The sequence below is a fragment of the Roseovarius albus genome, assembly GCF_900172335.1.
Lineage (GTDB): Bacteria > Pseudomonadota > Alphaproteobacteria > Rhodobacterales > Rhodobacteraceae > Roseovarius > Roseovarius albus.
This window is the reverse complement of the sequence record NZ_FWFX01000007.1, coordinates 79,526-98,836: the sequence shown is the minus strand read 5'-3', so window position 1 is coordinate 98,836 and position 19,311 is coordinate 79,526. Positions and strand designations below refer to the sequence as shown.

Genomic DNA, 19,311 nt, shown 5'->3' with positions numbered 1-19,311 from the left:
TTAACCTTCCAAGGCTTGCTGCAGGTCCGCGATCAGATCATCCACATGCTCGATCCCAATCGACAGGCGCAGTAGGCCCGGTGGAATACCAGAATGCGGCTCGATCGAGTGGCGATGTTCTACAAGGCTTTCGACCCCACCCAATGACGTGGCACGATGAAACAGGTTCAATCGTCCAATGGCGGCCAGTGCGGCAGGTTCGCCGCCTTTGACAATGGCTGACAGCAGATAGCCAAATCCACCCAGCATCTGGCGTCTGGCGATGTCGTGACCCGGATGGTCAGGCAGACCCGGATACCATACCGCCTCTACGTTTTCATGTGTCGTCAGAAATTCCGCAATGGCCTGCGCATTCTGGCTCATGCGCTCCAGTCGCAATGGCAAGGTCCGCATGCCGCGCATCAACAGCCACGCCTCAAACGGCCCGATAATGGCCCCGGCGTCATGACGGTCCAAGGCGATGGCCTGCCATGTTGCGCTTTCCACGTCAGCGCACGAAAGCACCCCGGCCAACACATCTGTATGGCCGTTGATGGCCTTGGTTGCGGAGTGCATTACGATGTCTGCGCCCAGTTCCAGCGCATTGGTCATGCCCGGCGGGGCTGCTGTGCCATCCACGGCCAAAATCGCACCTGTGCGATGCGCCAGATTTGCAGCAGCAGAGATATCCGTGATCTTCAGCCATGGGTTTGATGGTACTTCGATCCAAACCAAATTGGCTGGGCCTTCACAAGCTGTCTGCAAAGCCGCAAGATCAGAACAATCGACCTGATCCAAAGTGATCTCCCGGCGCGCACAAAAATCCTGCGCCCATTTTGTCACGCCCCAGTAGATCCCGGTTTGCATGACAATACGCCCGCCATTGGGAACGGTACGAAACAAAGCGACCACCGCCGCCATGCCCGACGGGAAAAGCAATGTGCCTGCCGCACCTTCCAACTGTCGCAGCACCTCTTCAGCGTGACGCACGGTATCATTGTCATCCCGGCCATATATCTTGTCAGCTTTCAGCAGAGCATTATCCGCACCTCGCAAAAACGTGGTCGCGGGTTGGATGCCCGGTACTACGCCAGCCCCGGCAGGGTCGACTGCCCCTGCCGCCTGTGCCGCGATGGTTTCTGGTTTCAAAGGCGGTTTACTCACAGCGCATACAGCCGCCCGGGCCCCCAGTCTTTGGCATCAATTCCAGCAAGCTTCAGCAAATGCCAGACCAAAGCGGAGTTTGAGCTGATCACGGGGAGGTTCAACTCTGCTTCGACCTCTTCGATCACTCCAAAGGAACGTAAGTTGGTACAACTGGCAAAGACTGCTTGCACACCCTCAGTTTGCGCGGCTTTCAGCATTGCCGTTTGAGTGCTGCACTCGGCAATCCGCGCAACTGTGGAATCTTCGCTTTCGCCAAAGCTTTCTTCGCTCACCGTCTCGATCCCATGCTCGGCCAAATAGGCACGCATCGGGGCGGTGACGCTGGGCACATAAGGGGTCACCAAGGCGATGCGTGTGGCTCCAACAGCCCGAAGTGCTTCGATCACTGCCGTCATCGGATTGGTCACAGGCACATCAGGATGCGCCTGCTGGACCAGACGTTCAACTTCCTTTGGGCCAATCACTGTGGCACCCGACGTGCAAGCATAGGCAATCGCCTTCATACCGTCAGGCAACAGCGACGCCGTGCCGGTCATCCCCTCCGCCATGGTTGTCAACTTCTCAGGTGTCACATCTGCCATGGCAGGAATACGTGCATGCAGCAGGTTGATACCCTGCCCTTCCAACACCTGACGCGCTTCAAATTCAAGCGTCTCATCCGTGCTGAGTACGATGGCCCCCAGCTTTTGTCCCCCTGCGGCCCCGTCATCCAGTTGATAGTCCATCAGTTTGCTCCCTTCCCCGCTGGCTTGCTGATCGTACCGCCAGACACGGCCGCGCGCACGCCTGTTGTGCCCGGCCCCGAAGTGGGCAGGCCCCGTTGCACCCGGACGGCCAGATGAGCAAAGGCCTGTGCTTCCAACATGTCGCCATCAAGACCAACGGCCTCGACCGGGTCGACTTGCGTGTCCAACACACCATTCAACATGTGCATCATGACAGGGTTTTTGCGGCCGCCGCCCGTTACCAGCACACGCCCGGGCGTAGAGGGGCAGCGTTTTAAACCCCGCGCCACCGCAGCTGCGCTCATCATGGTCAAGGTTGCCGCAGCATCTGCGTCGGACAACCCGGCCACCAGTTCCAAAACGTCAACGAATTCATCCCGGTCCAATGATTTCGGGGCCGGACGGTCGAAATACGGGTGCATCAGGAATTGCTCAACCGCGTCTACCGCCACACCGCCCTGCGTTGCCAAAGCGCCATCCTGATCGTAAGCGCGACCCAGTCGTTGCATCATCATGTCGTTGATCGGCGCATTCGCCGGGCCAGTATCAAAGGCCAACAGCGCCCCCGGATCGTCGGGTTTGCCCTGTTGCGGATCAATCCACGTCAGGTTGCCAACACCGCCAAGGTTCAAAAACGCAATAGGCCTCTCCGCCCCGATCCATTTGGCGCAGGCAAAGTGATAGAACGGTGCCAATGGTGCGCCTTCCCCGCCAAGCTGTACATCTGCAGTCCGGAAATCCCAAACCACGGGACAGGCCAGGTCATTGGCCAAAGCCGCTCCATCGCCAATCTGATGTGTCCCCCGGCCATGCGGATCATGCGCCAGGGTCTGGCCATGAAAACCCACCAGATCTGCATCCCCAAAGGAGCTCAGATGACCGGCGTGCGCCTGTTGGATCACCTGCAAAGCTTCGGAACAATCATCATCGTGCCACTTTCCCAGGGCTGATCGCAGGACCAATTGTTCGGCCTCGGAATAGGCGCGATAGCCGCTATCGCCAAAGGCATAGATTTTTTCGCCGTCGGTCTGAACCATCGCCGCATCGACACCATCCAATGATGTCCCCGACATCGCGCCCAGCGCCCAAATCGGTCCAGCCTTCATCATGGTCTTTTCCTTTGCCAAAACCCTGCCTATACATGCCCCGCAATCAACACTGGGACAAGCATAATGACCTACCACCCCAAATCGGATTTCATGACCGTCATGATTGAACGCGGCTTTCTGGCCGACTGCACCGATTATCAGGGCCTTGATGAGGCGCTGACCAGTGGGGTGCAAACAGCTTATATCGGGTACGATGCGACGGCCCAGTCTTTGCACGTTGGCCATTTGATGAACATCATGGTGCTGCGTTGGTTGCAAAAGACAGGTCACAAGCCGATTACGTTGATGGGCGGCGGAACAACGAAGGTAGGGGACCCCTCCTTCAGATCAGACGAACGCCCGTTGCTAGGGCCTGAACAAATCGACGCCAATATCGACGGAATGAAGCAGGTCTTTGCAAAGTACTTGTCGTATGACGATGCCGAAAACGGCGCCTTGATGCTCAACAATGCTGAATGGCTGGATGGGCTGAACTATCTCGAATTTCTGCGCGACATCGGGCGGCACTTTTCGGTCAACCGGATGCTGTCCTTTGAATCGGTCAAATCACGACTGGACCGGGAGCAATCCCTGTCCTTCCTCGAGTTCAACTATATGATTCTGCAGGCCTATGACTTTTTGGAACTAAACCGCCGCTACGGCTGTGTGCTCCAAATGGGCGGCAGCGATCAATGGGGCAATATTGTCAACGGAATCGATCTAACGCGTCGTGTTCTGGACCACGAGATTTATGGCCTCACGACCCCTCTACTCACGACCAGCGACGGGCGCAAAATGGGTAAATCTCAGGGTGGTGCAATCTGGTTGAACGGAGACATGCTCTCGCCCTACGAATTTTGGCAGTTTTGGAGGAACACAACCGATGCAGACGTCGGTCGATTCCTGAAGATTTTCACCGAACTGCCCGTGGATGAATGTGATCGTTTAGCGGCACTCGCAGGATCGGAAATTAACGCTGCCAAAATCATTCTGGCCAACGAGGTTACGGCACTGTTGCACGGTGCTGATGCGGCGAAGGCGGCTGAAGCGACAGCACACGAAGTGTTCGAAAAAGGTGGCGTCGGCGACGACCTTCCAACGTACGAGTTGAGCGCTGATGAACTTGGCGACGGCATTTCCATCGTTCAGTTGATCGTCAAATCCGGTCTGGTGAAGTCCGGCAAAGAGGCCAAACGCCTGATCAACGAAAATGGCGCCAAGCTAGATGACGAACCATTGACCGACGCCGGGCTAATGCTGGATGCATCGGCGCTGGCTTCCCCGATCAAGCTCAGCGCAGGCAAAAAACGCCATGCACTCGTTAAACTCGGCTAACATTTTTGAAACTGCGGGATGAAAATCCATCCCGCAGTTCGATTCAGCTTCGTGAATTTTATATGACACAGCGTTTTTCGGATTGACGCATGCTGATATATCAATAATTCATGATATATGGATAAGTCAAACGCCCTCCTCGCCCTTGCGGCCCTCTCACAATCAACTCGGCTGGACGTGTTTCGACTTCTGGTCAAAGCAGGCGCAGATGGCATGCTGGCTGGAGAAATAGGTGAAGCGCTCACCGTCAAACAAAACACCATGTCCGCCAATCTGGCCGTGCTGACGCAGGCCGGCCTTTTGCGCAACACTCGCGAAGGCAGAATGGTTCGCTACTTCGCCAATATGGACGGCATGCGCGGTCTGCTCGCTTTCCTGATGGAGGATTGCTGCGGCGGACGGCCGGAACAATGCAAACCCTTGATCGATGAGATCGCCTGCAACTGCTGACACTTTAATTCTGACAAGGAACCTCAGATGTCTGATCCTCTCAATGTGCTCTTTCTATGCACGGGCAATTCCGCTCGGTCCATTCTCGCCGAGGCCATCATCGACCGCGAAAGCATGGGCCGGTTCAAAGGCTATTCCGCAGGATCCAACCCAGCCGGGGAGCCAAATCCTTACGCAATCCAATTGCTTGAAAACCTGAACCACGACACTTCGGGATTGCGTTCTAAAAACTGGGATGAGTTTTCTGGCCCTGATGCACCACAGATGGATTTCATCTTCACCGTCTGTGACAATGCCGCGAATGAAACCTGTCCGATTTGGCCCGGCCACCCTGCATCGGCCCACTGGGGATTACCTGATCCAGCGGCAGTCGAGGGAAGTGACGCCGAAATCGCACTCGCCTTTGCCGACACCTATCGCATGCTGCGCAACCGTATTTCTGTGTTTGTGAATCTGCCATTGGCAGAACTGAGCAAGCTCTCTTTGCAAGAAAAACTAAACGAAATTGGCCAGACAAAGGACTGAAATCTATGACGTTTGACCTTCCCCGCCGCCTCGCAGCCGAGACGCTCGGCACTGCAATGCTTGTCGGCACTGTCGTCGGCTCGGGTATTATGGCGGATATGCTAAGTGACGATGTTGCCGTATCACTAATGGGCAACACCATTCCGACAGGTGCCATTCTTGTGGTGCTGATCACCATGCTGGGGCCCATTTCGGGCGCACACTTCAACCCTGCTGTGACCGTCGCCTTTACCCTGCGCCGCGAAATTTCCGTTGCTGAGGCGGTTCCTTATATCGCGGCGCAGATCATCGGCGGTATTTTGGGCAGCATTGTCGCGCATGGCATGTTCGGCCTTGATCTGATCCAGACCTCACAAACCATCCGCACCGGGCCACCGCAATGGTTCGCAGAGGTTGTGGCCACTTTCGGTCTGGTTGGAACGATCTTGGCCGGGATCAAATTCCGGGTCGAGGCGGTTCCCATGCTGGTCGGGCTTTATATCACAGCCGCCTATTGGTTCACGGCGTCAACGTCATTTGCTAATCCCGCCGTCGCTATTGCCCGTTCGTTCACCGACACATTCGCCGGAATTCGCCCCGTCGATCTGCCGGGCTTCGTCACAGCCGAACTGATCGGCGCCGTTATCGCCACGCTGTTTTTTGGCTGGCTCTTGCAAGACACCCAAAAGGACTAATCACATGAGCATTGTCATCCATCACAATCCCGGTTGCGGGACATCAACCAATGTGCTCGATATCATCCGTCAGGCAGGGTACGATCCGGTCGTGGTTGAATACCTAAACACGGGTTGGACCAAAGAGCAGCTTCAGGGGCTTTTTGCCGCCGCTGACCTGACGCCGCGTGGTGCCTTGCGCACCTATAAAACCAATGCCGAAGAACTGGGCCTGACCGATCCGTCAGTGTCAGATGAGGCCTTGCTTGATGCGATGGTTGAAAATCCGGTGCTGGTCAATCGCCCGATTGTCTGCAGTAACAAGGGCGTGGCCCTGTGCCGCCCGAGCGAGAAGATCCTCGACCTGCTGCAAAACTGGCCTGCGGGCCCGGTTTACAAGAAAGACGGTGAGATGATCCTGGACGAGGATGGCAACCGCGTATGAGTGATACACCAAACATCAATGATGAGGCCCTTCATCCCATTGACGACGCAAAGCTGTTCCTACAGGAGCGCTCACTGCACGGCCCGCGCATTCTTCTGCTCTATGGCAGCCTGCGAGACAGGTCCTATTCGCGCCTGATGGCCGAAGAAGCCGCGCGCATTCTCGAACGTTTTGGTGCTGAAACCCGCATGTTCAACCCTTCGGGCCTGCCCCTGCCGGATGATGAGGACGCCGATCACCCCAAGGTCGCAGAGCTGCGTGACTTGGTTATGTGGTCCGAAGGCATGGTCTGGGTCTCACCCGAACGGCACGGCACCATGACCGGCGTGATGAAGTCACAGATCGACTGGATCCCCTTGGCCCCGATTGGTGGCATCCGCCCGACACAGGGCAAGACGCTCGCCATTGCACAGGTGTGCGGAGGATCGCAGAGCTTCAATGCCGTGAACCAGATGCGTATTTTGGGGCGCTGGATGCGGATGCTGACCATTCCCAATCAGTCCTCTGTGCCCAAGGCCTTTCTGGAATTCGAGGACGATGGCCGCATGAAACCATCGCCCTTTTACAACCGGATCGTTGATGTAATGGAAGAACTGGTCAAGTTCACCCTGCTTACACGTGGGCAGAAGGATTATCTGGTAGATCGCTACTCTGAGCGGGTGGAGAGCCGCGAAGAGCTTTCAAAACGCGTCAACATGAAAGCCGCGACCTGAAACGAAAAACGCGGCCCCAGTTGGACCGCGTTTCACTAACTTAGAGCTTTAAAAGCTTAGTCAACCGAGATGTTAACAGCCGACTCGCGGCCGTCACGGCCTGCTTCGATGTCGAAGGTTACTTTTTGGTTGTCAGCCAGACCTGTCAGGCCTGAACGCTCAACAGCTGAGATGTGTACAAATACATCTTTGCTGCCACCTTCAGGTGCGATGAAGCCGTAGCCTTTAGTTGTGTTGAACCATTTTACGGTGCCAGTGGCCATATCCGTAGTCTCCTAGTTTAGTGCTGCCCGCGTTAGTGCGGCAACTCGGCGCGTTTGGTCTGGATCGATAGACTGAAGGCCGAAGATCGGGAGACAGTGGGTCGAAATAGAATAACGTTAGCAGTTTCCATATGGAGGGAAGCTCTCGAATTTGCAAGGCTTTGCATGGAAAATCGGCAATTAACCACCGGTTGAGTTTAACATATTCTAGGTTATTGCCGCTCTTGAAGAGCCTCCGCCAAAATCGTTTTCACCAGTGTCGGATCAACATCCGCGCTGACAAAGGCATCACCAATGCCGCGCGCCAGAACAAAGCGTAGCTGACCATCCACCACCTTTTTATCCTGCGCCATCAGGGCCAAAAGACCTTCGGCATCTGGCAAATCGCCCTTGATGTCCTTGAGGTCCACTTTCATGCCCATATCGCGAAGGTGCGCGCGCACACGGCTTGGATCTTCTTGTGAACACAGCGCCATCCGTGACGACAACTCAAACGCCAAAGCGCAGCCAATAGCCACACCTTCGCCATGCAAAAGACGATCAGAATAACCCGTTGCCGCCTCAAGCGCATGACAGAATGTGTGCCCCAGATTGAGCAAAGCCCGGTCACCCTGCTCGGTCTCGTCTCGCACCACAATCTCGGCCTTCATCTCGACCGAACGTTTGACTGCCGCAATTCGAGCGGTCATGTCTCCCCCGGCCGCTGACGGGCCATTTTTCTCCAGCCATTCAAAGAAAGTCGAATCGCCCAACAGGCCGTATTTCACGACTTCGCCGTAACCCGCCAGATAATCACGCGGTGTCAAAGTGCCCAGAACTTCGGTATCGGCCAAGACCAAAGAGGGTTGGTGAAATGCACCGATCAGGTTTTTACCTTGAGGTGCGTTGATGCCGGTTTTCCCCCCGACCGAGCTATCGACCTGTGCCAGCAAGCTGGTCGGGATTTGTACGAACCGCACGCCTCGACGCAATACAGAGGCTGAAAAACCGACCAGATCACCAATCACCCCGCCGCCAAATGCAACGACCACATCGCGGCGCTCAACCTTCTGTTCCAGCAGCCACTCGACTGCGCGTTCAAAATGCGGCCAGGATTTGGTGGCTTCACCGGCAGGCAAGGTCAAAGCCGACGATTCGATGCCCGCAGCCAACAGACCTTTTTGCAAAGTTGCCAGGTGGAGCGCCGCCACATTTTCATCCGTGATGATCGCAACACGTGAGCGCGGCAGAAGTGGTGCAATCAATGCACCGGATCGGGCCAAAAGGCCCGGACCAACATGGATATCATAGGCACGATCACCTAAACCAACATGTACGACTTGGGTCATGTTTTTTTCTCCATCACATCGGCCCGCGCACTTAGCGCATGCAAGACCTGATCTGCCATCGTCTCAATTGAATAATCCGGATGCGCCGACACACTCAGATCTGCTTGCGCATATAAGGGAACGCGCTGATCATATAGTTCTTTCAGCTTGGCATAAGGATCCGGAACACGCAGAAGCGGTCTGGTGTTTTTGTGGCGTACCCGCGACCAGAGCAACTCAAGATCGGCATTTAGCCAAACCGAGACACCCTTGTTCGAAATGAGATCACGATTCCGCTCGGCGAGGAAGGCGCCACCACCTGTCGACAGAACACCACATTCCTCTTCCAGCAGCCGGTCGATAACCTCGGTTTCCCGATCCCGGAAGAACGGCTCCCCATCACGTTCAAAGATTTCGGCAATGGTCATATTGGCTGCTTTTATTATCTCGGCATCCGAATCAAGAAATGGCGCATCGAGCATGGCGGCGAGCGCTTTTCCAACCGCAGTCTTACCCGCGCCCATCATTCCGACCAAAACAACGGTCTTTTTCAGCTTCCAACTTGTTGCAGCTGCCACTTTTCGGCGCTCCCCTGCCAAAATTCACCCTATTGCGCCTGAATGACGTGATCTTATGTAAAAGGCCAGTTATAAGTTAAACAAAACCAATGCAAAATCGGGCATTAAATTGGGCAGGACATAAATGTATCGACTTCTGAAACTTCTGGTTTACATGGGCTTATTGGCATTTGTGGCATTGACAGGCTACGCTTACATTGGCCCGTTTTTCGGAGCAGATTTTTCTGCACCGCAACAAGAGATCCGACAGGAAATCCTGCTTGAAACTCAATAAAGCGATTTGCTTCCTCTTTTGTCTGAGCGCCCCCCCTTTGACGGCGCAACAGCCACTGTCGGCCATTGACTGGCTGGAGCAGCCGTTACCTGTGACCTCCATCGCACCGAACACGTTCCAAGAACCGTCTGGCGACACTTCGACGGGTGTGATCACACCAAATGTGGTGGTGATGCCGCTTGACAATCAACGTAGCGATGCCGTCGGCCTGTTGCCTCCTGCAACAACCGGACTGCCCGCAACGCTCTGGCGTAACAGTCAGACCAAGGATTTGGTCTACAGCCTTTCCCAGCTTTCGTCCGAACCATTACCCGCAGTTCAGGCGCTCTATTACACCTTGCTGTTAGCCGAAGCAGACGCCCCACGTGATACCTCATCGGATGCGCTTTTTCTCAAAGCGCGGACACATGCCCTGACCGAATTTGGGGCTGTGGATGCCGCACTGGCTTTATTGGAGCGGGCTGGTTCAAGTACGCCTGCGTTGTTTGATGATTGGTTTGATCTTGCGCTTCTAGACGGTGCTGAAGATGCCCCATGCAAAGCGTTGAGCCAAACTCCGTCATTGAGTCAAAGCTATGCCAATCGCATTTTCTGTACTGCGCGTGCAGGTGACTGGGCGACCGCAGCACTGATCTATGACACAGCTGTTACGCTCAACGTCCTCTCCTCTATTGAGGAAACATTGCTGGCGCAGTTTCTTGACCCAGAATTCATAGATGGGACCCCGCCACAGGTCCCGCCAGGAAAGATGACACCCCTTTTGTTTCGCCTATACGAATCGGTGGGAAGCCCGCTGCCAACGGGCAACCTGCCCCGCGCCTATGCCATGGCCGATTTACGCGGGAATTCTGGCTGGAGAGCAGAAGTGGAAGCCGCAGAGCGGTTAGCCCGCACCAGCGCGCTTCCTGCCAATCGGTTATTGGGGCTCTACACGGCGCGTAAACCCGCGGCGTCTGGCAGTGTTTGGGATCGCATCGCTGCAGTACAAAAGCTTGACAATGCGCTAAAGTCAGGAAAATCCGCTAATGTCGCTGCGGCATTGGACCCCGCGTGGGCTGCCATGCGCAATGCCGGGCTCGCCATTCCATTTGCAGAGCAATTTGCCTCGGCGTTGAACAGCGCAAATCTGACGGGTCAGGCACAAGAACTGGCCTACACAATTGCCTTGTTATCACCCGCCTATGAAACCGCAGCACAATCCATGAGCAAGGACGATCTTGATGTGGCCTTTGTTACAGGGCTGGCCAAGGGTGATCCACCGCGCAGTGCCGCTCGCTCGCCGCTAGAGCAAGCCATTGCCAGTGCGTTTACAGCGACATCAACGTCACCGGAGCATCAGGAATTGTTGGACTCGGGCAAACTGGGGCAAGCAATTCTGGCCGTGGCGCAAGAACTGGACGAGGCCGGGCGCAATCAGCTGGGTGATATCACTAGCGCCCTGTCGACTTTGCGCGCACTAGGGCTGGAGGACACCGCCCGGCGCGCCGCGCTTCAGCTCATTTTGCTGCCCGAGCGATCATGAGCCAAGATCACACCTGGATCACCACATTCCTGGAAGCGCAAGCCGCTGAAGTTGGGGCCGCGCAAAACACACTAGCCGCCTATGCCCGCGATCTTGGGGGCTTTTGCGACTGGCTTCGCAAAAACAAGGTGACCATGGCGAAAGCCGAACAAAGCGACATCGAATCTTACCTGATTGATTGCGAGGTGCAGGGATTGGCGATCTCGACGCGCGCCCGCCGCCTTTCGGCGGTCAAACAACTTTATCGCTTCGCTTTCGATGAAGGTCTCAGAACAGACAATCCCGCCATCCGCATCCGTGGCCCGCGCAAGGCTAAACACCTTCCCAAAACACTCAGCCAGGAACAAGTTGACGATCTACTTGTCGCTGCGCGAACGACAGGCCGCACAGATACGGACAAGTTGCGCAATACCTGTCTGATGGAATTGCTCTACGCCACTGGCATGCGGGTCACGGAGCTGGTTTCACTGCCCGTCGCCGCTACACGCGGCGATCCCAATATGCTGTTGATCCGTGGCAAAGGTGACAAGGAGCGCATGGTCCCCCTCTCTCCGCCAGCTCGCGAAGCCTTGGCTGCTTGGATTGTGGTGCGGGACAAAAAGGAAGAGGCCACGAGTTTGGAAAGCAAACCTGCCTCTGCTTTCTTGTTCCCTTCTTCGGGTAAATTAGGCCACCTAACTCGGCACCGGTTTTACTTGCTGATCAAGGAGTTGGCAGTGGCAGCTGGTGTCACACCTTCACTTGTCACCCCGCATACCCTGCGCCATGCTTTTGCCACCCATCTCTTGGCCAATGGTGCGGACCTACGGGTGATCCAGACCTTTTTGGGCCATGCAGATATTGCGACAACCGAGATCTACACGCATGTGCTAGAGGAACGCTTGCGTGAACTGGTCGAGGACAATCACCCCTTAGCCATCGCAGCGCGGCGCAATTCCGGGGGCAGCACATCCTCGGACGGCCAGTAACCTGACAATAGCGCTGTGTGATAGCCCTGAGTAAGCCCGGCAGCCAGCATCGCGTCATGCGCTGCGCCACTATCATATCTCAAACCACGAACATGTGCCTGACCACCATCCAATACGACGAATTGTGTTTCAGGCGTTCCAGCGTGGTGTGGCATGCCGATTACCCCGGCGTTAATCCATGTCACACCTAAAATCTGCCGCTGAAACGCGATGCCACTGTGGCCTGCGATCACGGCATCGACGTCACCAACGGCCCGGATGATTTCAACAATTTCCTCTTCAAACGTCTTTTCTGCTGATGTCGCCCAAACGAACCGGCTAATATCGGTTAAGCCACCATGTATGACCGCATAGCGAAGACCTTCGAGGGTAAATGTCACAACATCCGGTAAACTGCGCATCCATGCGCGATCATCTTTGCCAACCTGCTTACTCGCATGTGCAAACCATCCGACAGAGAGAACATCGCAGCTGCTGCCCTCTTCGAAACCGCACCCACAATTGTCACGTCCTTCGCCCAGTTGTTTTTCACAATTACCCGCCACCACCGTGCACCCCAAATCGCGGATCATGGCGATGGTTTCGATCGGGGATGCGCAATAGGCAACAACATCGCCGGTACAGATCATGTTGCTGTTAGGGATTCCCAGTTCTTGGGCGCCGGCTCGTAATGCGGTCAGGGCTTGCAGGTTGGAATAAGGCCCACCAAACAGCAAGATTGGACCCCGCAATTGCCCCAGATCTTGTACGATCATAATGATTGTTCCCTTGATTGCCGGGCCCGCAATGCCCATAACCCAAGGGAATACAAAGGCATTAAGGTCAATGGAACCGTCATCACCGATACTTGATAGTGCATTCTGGCTCACCGCCGGGGCAATAATGGGCCTGCTGGTCCTTTCCGCATTCTTTTCGGGCAGTGAAACCGCGCTGACGGCTGCGTCACGTGGAAAGCTGCGCGCCCGTGCCGACAAGGGCGAGCGGCGCGCCAACCGCGCGTTGAAGATCACCGAAGACAGCGAACGCCTGATCGGCTCAGTTTTGCTGGGCAACAACCTTGTGAACATTCTGGCGACGTCGCTGGCGACCGCACTGTTTACCCGTGCGCTTGGCGAAAGCGGCGTGGCGATGGCCACGTTGGTCATGACAATGCTGGTTTTGATCTTTGCCGAGGTTCTGCCCAAGACCTATGCCATCACCAATGCAGAGGCTGCAGCGGAGCGTACGGCACCTATCATCAGTGTTGTGATCTTGGTGTTTTCTCCCATCGTGTCAGCCGTTCGCTGGTTAGTTCGCGGCGTACTGGGGCTTTTTGGAGTAAAGATCGACCCAGATAGTCACATCCTAGCCGTCCGCGAAGAAATTGCAGGCGCACTTCACCTTGGCCATTCAGAAGGTATCGTCGAAAAGGAAGACAGGGACCGCATCCTGGGCGCGTTGGATCTGGTTGATCGCGCGGTCGAGGAAATCATGCTTCATCGGTCGCACATTGAAATGATCGATGCCAGCGCGGATCCTCAGGATATCTTGGATCAATGTTTGCGCAGCAACCACACCCGCCTGCCCGTGTTTCAGGATGACCCCGACAACATCATCGGCGTGATCCACGCCAAAGACCTACTGCGCTATATGCTGGGATCATCCGAGGGGAAGAAAGCCACACCAAAGCTTGCTAAAGACTTTGACATCGCAAAGGTTGCCCGCGCGCCTTACTTCGTTCCTGAAACCACGACGCTGGATGACCAGATGCGCCAGTTCCTGCGCCGACGCAGCCACTTTGCCTTGGTCGTTGACGAATATGGCACGCTCGAAGGTCTGATCACGCTTGAAGATATTTTGGAAGAAATTGTTGGCGAAATAACCGATGAATTCGACCCGGCATTAGAGCACCCCATTAGCAAAAGCGAAGACAATCAGTTCCTGATTGACGGAGCCATGACCATTCGCGATCTTAATCGCGCGACAGATTGGAACCTGCCCGATGATGCCGCCAACACCGTGGCCGGTCTGGTGATCCACGAGGCGCAGATGATCCCCTCGGTCGATCAGGTGTTCAATTTCCACGGCTTCCGCTTTCAGATCGTCGCCCGCAAGGACAACCGTATCACCCGGTTGAAAATCCGCAAACTCTGATGTGTCCGCCGCCAAAGACATAACCTGGCAGCGGACATCAATATCGGCTAGCCGGAGGAAGCTAGTTGCGCTTTAGAACCCAAAGCGCAATCCGACATTGAGGCTTAGATTGTCAAAGTCGTCCGAAACGGTCGCTGGCCCTGCCGGTCCAACTCGCGTTAATTCGACATCAAAGGCACGGCTGTAACGGGCGTCAACCGTAAGATCCAACCGGTCATTCAGCTTATACGCCGCACCTGCAATCAACTGTGCAGCAAAAACCTCGTCATCATCATCGATGCGCACGGGCAAGCCGCCATAGGAAATGCTGGAATCGATGAACGATGCCCCAATACCAGCGCCAATATAAGGTGTGAAGCGTTCATGAGATGTTTCGATGTCATAGAGAACATTGGCAAAGATCGAGGTTGAACTGATATCCCCATCGACATTCCCCTCTTCTCCCGCGCCATTTCCAGAAAAATCGATCGAATCCGCATCGTTTTGCGCATAGGACAGCGCCAACTCTGCCCGAATGCCCGACCACGCCGGGATCTTGGTGCCAACCGCAATCCCTAGATTATACCCACCGTCATAGTCCGAATCGACATTGGCTTGCGTACCGCCGGGTCCAGATGCTCCGGTCTGATCCGTGTCCAAAAGCTGATTAAAACCCAGCGTTCCATGCAGGTAAAACTGCTCCTGTGCGGTGGCTGATGATGATACAACAGCCGCAGAAACCGCAACGGCAAATGCCTTCAATTTGTTCATGTCCTCACTCCTGTGATGCTTTCATGGTCTGCCCGTCACGCGACAGGTCATGAGGCTAAACAGATGAAAGGCAGGAAAATTTGCACACGGAGCTTCACGAACACGTAATGACCCGAGAACCGGGACGCGAGCACTACGGATAGGTAGAGGCGTTTCTGAATTTTTGTTTCCTGATCTTACGGTTAAAAGCGCTCTTGAAGATCTTGAATTGTCGAATCCATGATTGAGTGGTCCTTCAGACTGACAGCAATCGTCATCGCCCCCTGCACCGCCGTTTGCACGGCTAATGCTTGCGCTCGTTTGTCCGAGATCTGGTCAGACATGGAGGCCATGAGCCACGCGACGTTATCACGGAAAAACATCGCCACCCGGTCTGAAACGATATCCGGCAAGCCTAGGCTTTCAGCCGCCAGCATCCCACAAAGACACTGCAGATCGCTTTGATGCAATGCGTCTTTGTACACATCGCAAAACGCGCTCAGGGCATCTGGCCATCCAAGCTCTCCCGCTGGCCCCAGACATTCGGCGATACGCGTGGCATAGCGGTCAACCACGGCCAGCCCCATATCCTGCTTTTGTCGAAAATGATAGTGAATGCTGGCTGACTTGATCCCCATTTCATCCGCGATGTCGCGAAAGCTCACCGCGTGATAGCCGCGCAGCCGAATTGCGCGCTCTGCAAGATTAAGGATTTGCATTCGGGTGTCAGTCATCGCTCTCACCGATTTGTTACCTACCACTAGATAGGCTTGACAGTAGCAAAGCGCAATGCCATCAATCTACCTATCACTAGATAGACTGGAATCGAAAAATGAAAATCTATGAATTCGAAGGCTTCCCGAACCCCGCACGCATCCGCATTGCCCTAGCAGAAAAGAATCTGACTGATCAGGTGGAATTTGTTTCGATCAACGTGCCAAAAGGCGAGCATCAAACACCAGAATTCCGTGCCAAAAACCCCTCTGCTGCCGTCCCGCTGCTGGAGCTGGAAGACGGAACCTGCATTTCAGAATGCACGGCCATCACTGAGTACCTGGATCACATGAACGGGGACCCAACCCTTACTGGCAAAACACCAAAGGAGCGGGCGAAAATCCATATGATGCAACGCCGTGCCGAGGCTGGATTGCTTGATGCTGTCGGAACCTACTTCCATCACGCCACCCCCGGATTGGGCAAAGAGATTGAGGTCTACCAATGCTCTGAGTGGGGACAATACCAAAAGGACGTTGCCATCAAGGGAATGCGCTATTTTGACACCGTTCTGGCGGATCAGGATTACATAGCTGGGGATAAATTCAGCATGGCCGATATCACCGCGTTTGCAGGGCTGGGATTCGCGGATTTTGCGCAGATCGCCATTCCTGAAGATTGTGCTAACCTCAAAAACTGGCGTGCCCGTGTAGCATCGCGCCCATCTTTAGCCGCCTGAGGAGAACACTGATGGAACTCAATACCGACTTTTCAAAGCGCGTTGCCGTTCACAGCGCAGATGAACCATGGGCGGCCTCCCCAATCGCCGGCGTGGATCGGCGCATGCTGGACCGAATTGGTGGCGAAGTGGCGCGCGCCACCACGATCGTTCGCTTTGCGCCAGACAGTGCCTTTTCCCCGCATGTCCACACTGGCGGTGAGGAATTCTTTGTGCTCGAAGGAGTCTTTCAGGACGAACACGGCGACTTTCCGGCAGGTAGCTATATTCGTAACCCGCCGGAGTCATCTCACACCCCCAGCACTGCCCCGGGCTGTGTGATTTTCGTCAAACTCTGGCAGTTTGATATGGCGGATCGCACGCATATGCGGGTCGATACAAACAAGATGCGGTTTGTCCGGCTGACTGACGAGATCGAAGTCATGCCCCTGTTTTCAGACGGGCAAGAGGATGTTGCGCTCGAACGATGGGCTCCAAATGCCGATGTTCACCTCGAGGCTCCAAATGGTGCAGAACTGCTGGTGTTGGACGGTGGCTTTGACGAGTCTGGGGAAAATTTCAGACCGCAAAGCTGGCTGCGCCTGCCCAAAGGTGGCAGCACTTCTTTGAAAGCTGGTGAAAACGGCGCGCGGGTCTGGATCAAACGCAATCACCTTGCGCAGGAGCCACAAGCCCCGGTCGTATAAACCAACACCCCGGATTACATCGCGTGATCCGGGGCGCTGTTTCAGGAGCGTTTGCGCATTCCCGCCAAGACGGCGACAAACCCCACGACCAATACAGCGACACAGATCACCAGAAGCTGCTCATACTTGTGCCCTTCTGGCAGAATTTGAATCGCCCATTCACTGCCGCGCTTGAAGTAAAGAAATGCGCCAAACATGGCAGCGCCAAACGCTACCATGTAGGACCACAGGGCAACAGACCGCCCAAGTACCAAGCCAACAAATAGCACGGGTGTCAGAAACATGCTGGCCGTGCCGCTGACGGCAACGGCATCAAACAATGTTTGATTGCCCCAAAGCGTCAGCGCCCCGCCCAACACCATAAAGACGACCATAGCAACACGTCCGCCATTCAGGGTGCGCGGGCTGAGTTTCAGCTCATCCACCACCAGACGCGCGGCACTTGCCAGTGCGGAATCCAAGGTGCTGATTGCACTGATCAACAAAGACAGCAGCAATGCGACAAAAATCCATGTTGGGAAAATATTGGCCCAGGTCCCCAGCAACTGGCCTTCGTACTCTGCCCCGCTCAGGGCCGCCTGAATCCCGAAGACTCCAAAGGCAATGATACAGATGCTCGAAAGCCAGAAGGCGTGTAGAAACGCCGCCCGCGTTGTGCCGCGATCTGCCAGGAAACCGCGATCCATCATCACCGGATCATGCGCCGGATAGGAAAATACCTGCAAGAATGCCACCAATAGAAGAACTTGACCATTCCATGAGCCAGAGACGCCCTGTGCCGTTACGACAGCCATAATATCAAAGCCCGGACTTGTGATCAGCGCGATAAAGGCGGCAAAAAATACAACAAGAAACACCAGCATCTGCACCACGTCAGTGCGCAGCGCAGCACTCAACCCACCCCAGGCACTGTAGGCCAGCCCCAACAGGGCAACGAAAATGATCGAGGCGTTCTTGGCAACTCCGACCTCGGGCAAGATCGCGGAAAAAATAAGTCCGACGACCAACAGGTTCGCAAAAACTTCGGAGAGTAGGCGCAGCGCAATGACCACGTTGTAACATTGGACACCACTTTGCCCGAACCGCGCGCCAAGCCAATCCTGAACAGAGCCTGCGCCCGCTTTGCGCAGTCTCGCGACGATGAAACCACCGGTCAGGAATGAGCCGTAGTAAGCAGCATAAGCCAGAACCCCCCAAATCCCATAATAATAGCCCAGAATCGCCGAATTCATCAGGGACCGCGCAAAGATCCAAGTGGTCACCTGACTCAGCACTAACGTCCACAGCCCAGGTGCTTGTCCCTGCGGGCCTAACCCGCTGAAAAACCCGTCAACCGAAGCTTTACGAGGGGCCGCGAGGAGACTTGCCACGATAACGGCGGCAAATACGAGTATAATGGCGGTCGATTGCATGCGCTATATCCCTGATTGACAGTTATCTCCGCCTAACAGGACATTTTCTTGCAATCCAGCTTCCCACCATCACCCAACGCGAATGTGATGGCCCGTTATAGAATACTCAAAACAACAAAGGTGCAGATCGCCTACTTAACAGGCAAAGATACGTCACATTTCACGCATAACGTGCGAGCGAATCTTAACTTCCGAGTCCCAAGTACATTCCAATGAAGCTCCCCGTACTCGCAGCCATATTCAGCAGTTTACTCCTTGTATCATGCGGAGACACAGTCAGCCGTGAAAAGTCGCCACATATCCTGACAATGGGAGATTCATTACTTTCGACCAATAGTTTGGGCCGGCAATCGGTCCCAGACAACGTGGACAGGATTTTGAGGAAACCTGTCATTGACCGCTCGGTACCGGGTGTCAGGATTTCCTACATCCTGCCGATAACGGGCAGTATGGGCCTGAACATTGGGAAACAGTATGCCGCGGGAAATTGGGAATGGATCATCCTGAATGGTGGCGGGAATGATCTGGTCTTTGGGTGCGGGTGCAATAATTGCGACCGAAAAATGAATCAGCTGATTACTGAAGATGGAAGTTCCGGAAAAATCACCACCCTTGTCCGCAAACTGCGCGCCACAGGTGCACAGGTGGTTTATGTTGGATACTTGCGCAGTCCGGGTTTAGGTTCCCCAATCGAAAGATGTAAGAATGAAGGCGACGAGTTGGAACGACGGATCGCGCTTCTCTCTGAAACTGATGACGGCATCCACTTTTTGTCCATCGCCGATATGGTTCCCTACGGGGACCGAAGCTATCATGGATTGGACATGGTTCATCCATCAGCGAAGGCCAGCAAGGCGATCGCTCATCGGATCGCCACGTTGATTTCAAATCAGTGAATACGCCGCT

Annotated in this window: 23 protein-coding genes; 13 read left to right on the top strand and 10 right to left on the bottom strand. The window is 55.0% G+C overall.

The window, feature by feature from the left end; genetic code table 11:
- From ROA7450_RS12275 to ROA7450_RS12265, 3 genes are read right to left on the bottom strand one after another with little or no spacing between them, the layout of a single operon-like run.
- A complete protein-coding gene (locus ROA7450_RS12275) occupies positions 1-1,143 on the bottom strand; it encodes a trans-sulfuration enzyme family protein (RefSeq protein WP_085806139.1) in 1,143 nt (380 codons plus the stop codon).
- The gene (locus tag ROA7450_RS12270; protein ID WP_085806138.1) at positions 1,140-1,871 is read right to left on the bottom strand and encodes a maleate cis-trans isomerase family protein; all 732 of its coding nucleotides are present in this window, start codon (positions 1,869-1,871) and stop codon (positions 1,140-1,142) included. The genes ROA7450_RS12275 and ROA7450_RS12270 overlap by 4 nt, the downstream gene beginning before the upstream one ends.
- Positions 1,871-2,980 carry an anhydro-N-acetylmuramic acid kinase gene (locus ROA7450_RS12265; RefSeq protein WP_085806137.1) on the bottom strand — a complete coding sequence of 370 codons (1,110 nt, stop codon included), beginning with the start codon at positions 2,978-2,980 and terminating at the stop codon, positions 1,871-1,873. The genes ROA7450_RS12270 and ROA7450_RS12265 overlap by 1 nt, the downstream gene beginning before the upstream one ends.
- Before the next feature lie 63 nt (positions 2,981-3,043).
- Between ROA7450_RS12265 and tyrS the strand changes: the two genes are divergently transcribed.
- The 6 genes from tyrS to arsH all read left to right on the top strand — a co-directional run bounded on the left by tyrS (position 3,044) and on the right by arsH (position 7,080).
- Positions 3,044-4,294 (top strand): tyrosine--tRNA ligase, encoded by a 1,251-nt coding sequence (gene tyrS, locus ROA7450_RS12260; protein WP_085806136.1) that lies wholly within the window; start codon positions 3,044-3,046, stop codon positions 4,292-4,294.
- 117 nt (positions 4,295-4,411) lie between these two features.
- Positions 4,412-4,744, top strand: a complete 333-nt coding sequence (locus tag ROA7450_RS21290) for an ArsR/SmtB family transcription factor (protein ID WP_085806135.1) — start codon at positions 4,412-4,414, stop codon at positions 4,742-4,744.
- Positions 4,745-4,771: 27 nt separating this feature from the next.
- Positions 4,772-5,269 (top strand): arsenate reductase ArsC, encoded by a 498-nt coding sequence (locus tag ROA7450_RS21285; RefSeq protein ID WP_085806134.1) that lies wholly within the window; start codon positions 4,772-4,774, stop codon positions 5,267-5,269.
- Between the two features lie 5 nt (positions 5,270-5,274).
- A complete protein-coding gene (locus ROA7450_RS12245; RefSeq protein WP_085806133.1) occupies positions 5,275-5,943 on the top strand; it encodes an MIP/aquaporin family protein in 669 nt (222 codons plus the stop codon).
- A 4-nt stretch (positions 5,944-5,947) separates the two neighbouring features.
- Positions 5,948-6,367 (top strand): arsenate reductase (glutaredoxin), encoded by a 420-nt coding sequence (arsC, locus tag ROA7450_RS12240; protein WP_085806132.1) that lies wholly within the window; start codon positions 5,948-5,950, stop codon positions 6,365-6,367.
- A complete protein-coding gene (gene arsH, locus ROA7450_RS12235) occupies positions 6,364-7,080 on the top strand; it encodes an arsenical resistance protein ArsH (protein ID WP_085806131.1) in 717 nt (238 codons plus the stop codon). The genes arsC and arsH overlap by 4 nt, the downstream gene beginning before the upstream one ends.
- 56 nt (positions 7,081-7,136) lie before the next feature.
- Here the strand turns inward: arsH and ROA7450_RS12230 are convergent, their stop codons facing one another.
- From ROA7450_RS12230 to ROA7450_RS12220, 3 genes are all read right to left on the bottom strand, one after another.
- Positions 7,137-7,343: a cold-shock protein gene (locus tag ROA7450_RS12230; RefSeq protein WP_085806130.1), complete on the bottom strand. Its 207-nt coding sequence runs from the start codon at positions 7,341-7,343 to the stop codon at positions 7,137-7,139.
- 212 nt (positions 7,344-7,555) lie between these two features.
- Positions 7,556-8,671, bottom strand: a complete 1,116-nt coding sequence (gene aroB / locus ROA7450_RS12225; protein WP_085806129.1) for a 3-dehydroquinate synthase — start codon at positions 8,669-8,671, stop codon at positions 7,556-7,558.
- Positions 8,668-9,177 carry a shikimate kinase gene (locus ROA7450_RS12220; RefSeq protein ID WP_234999510.1) on the bottom strand — a complete coding sequence of 170 codons (510 nt, stop codon included), beginning with the start codon at positions 9,175-9,177 and terminating at the stop codon, positions 8,668-8,670. Before ROA7450_RS12220 ends, aroB begins: the two co-directional genes overlap by 4 nt.
- A 175-nt stretch (positions 9,178-9,352) precedes the next feature.
- Between ROA7450_RS12220 and ROA7450_RS21180 the strand changes: the two genes are divergently transcribed.
- Genes ROA7450_RS21180 through ROA7450_RS12210 form a run of 3 tightly spaced genes read left to right on the top strand, consistent with a single transcriptional unit; the run spans position 9,353 to position 11,992 of the window.
- The gene (locus ROA7450_RS21180; RefSeq protein ID WP_200812959.1) at positions 9,353-9,502 is read left to right on the top strand and encodes a hypothetical protein; all 150 of its coding nucleotides are present in this window, start codon (positions 9,353-9,355) and stop codon (positions 9,500-9,502) included.
- Entirely contained in the window at positions 9,489-11,024 is a 1,536-nt protein-coding gene (locus ROA7450_RS12215; RefSeq protein ID WP_085806127.1) for a hypothetical protein, read from the top strand. Before ROA7450_RS21180 ends, ROA7450_RS12215 begins: the two co-directional genes overlap by 14 nt.
- On the top strand, positions 11,021-11,992 hold the full coding sequence (locus ROA7450_RS12210) for a site-specific tyrosine recombinase XerD (RefSeq protein ID WP_143534440.1): 972 nt from the start codon (positions 11,021-11,023) through the stop codon (positions 11,990-11,992). The genes ROA7450_RS12215 and ROA7450_RS12210 overlap by 4 nt, the downstream gene beginning before the upstream one ends.
- Here the strand turns inward: ROA7450_RS12210 and ROA7450_RS12205 are convergent.
- Positions 11,929-12,747, bottom strand: a complete 819-nt coding sequence (locus ROA7450_RS12205; protein WP_085806239.1) for a metallophosphoesterase family protein — start codon at positions 12,745-12,747, stop codon at positions 11,929-11,931. The two genes, ROA7450_RS12210 and ROA7450_RS12205, sit on opposite strands and share 64 nt — an antisense overlap.
- A 70-nt stretch (positions 12,748-12,817) precedes the next feature.
- On the opposite strand from ROA7450_RS12205, the gene ROA7450_RS12200 reads away from it, so the two are divergent.
- On the top strand, positions 12,818-14,125 hold the full coding sequence (locus ROA7450_RS12200) for an HlyC/CorC family transporter (RefSeq protein ID WP_085806125.1): 1,308 nt from the start codon (positions 12,818-12,820) through the stop codon (positions 14,123-14,125).
- A 72-nt stretch (positions 14,126-14,197) separates the two neighbouring features.
- On the opposite strand, the gene ROA7450_RS12195 is transcribed toward ROA7450_RS12200, so the two are convergent.
- Complete coding sequence (locus tag ROA7450_RS12195; protein WP_085806124.1) at positions 14,198-14,875, bottom strand: outer membrane protein; 678 nt, start codon at positions 14,873-14,875, stop codon at positions 14,198-14,200.
- Positions 14,876-15,057: 182 nt separating this feature from the next.
- Positions 15,058-15,588: a TetR/AcrR family transcriptional regulator gene (locus ROA7450_RS12190; RefSeq protein ID WP_085806123.1), complete on the bottom strand. Its 531-nt coding sequence runs from the start codon at positions 15,586-15,588 to the stop codon at positions 15,058-15,060.
- Between the two features lie 98 nt (positions 15,589-15,686).
- Between ROA7450_RS12190 and ROA7450_RS12185 the strand changes: the two genes are divergently transcribed.
- Together ROA7450_RS12185 and ROA7450_RS12180 are read left to right on the top strand one after the other, a co-directional pair.
- Positions 15,687-16,307, top strand: a complete 621-nt coding sequence (locus tag ROA7450_RS12185; protein ID WP_085806122.1) for a glutathione S-transferase — start codon at positions 15,687-15,689, stop codon at positions 16,305-16,307.
- A gap of 11 nt (positions 16,308-16,318) precedes the next feature.
- On the top strand, positions 16,319-16,993 hold the full coding sequence (locus ROA7450_RS12180; protein ID WP_085806121.1) for a cupin domain-containing protein: 675 nt from the start codon (positions 16,319-16,321) through the stop codon (positions 16,991-16,993).
- Between the two features lie 41 nt (positions 16,994-17,034).
- Here the strand turns inward: ROA7450_RS12180 and ROA7450_RS12175 are convergent, their stop codons facing one another.
- Positions 17,035-18,405, bottom strand: coding sequence for an SLC5/6 family protein (locus tag ROA7450_RS12175; protein WP_085806120.1), 1,371 nt, complete (start codon positions 18,403-18,405; stop codon positions 17,035-17,037).
- Positions 18,406-18,713: 308 nt separating this feature from the next.
- On the opposite strand from ROA7450_RS12175, the gene ROA7450_RS12170 reads away from it, so the two are divergent.
- Positions 18,714-19,301 carry an SGNH/GDSL hydrolase family protein gene (locus tag ROA7450_RS12170; protein ID WP_306372432.1) on the top strand — a complete coding sequence of 196 codons (588 nt, stop codon included), beginning with the start codon at positions 18,714-18,716 and terminating at the stop codon, positions 19,299-19,301.
- Positions 19,302-19,311: the final 10 nt, after the last annotated feature.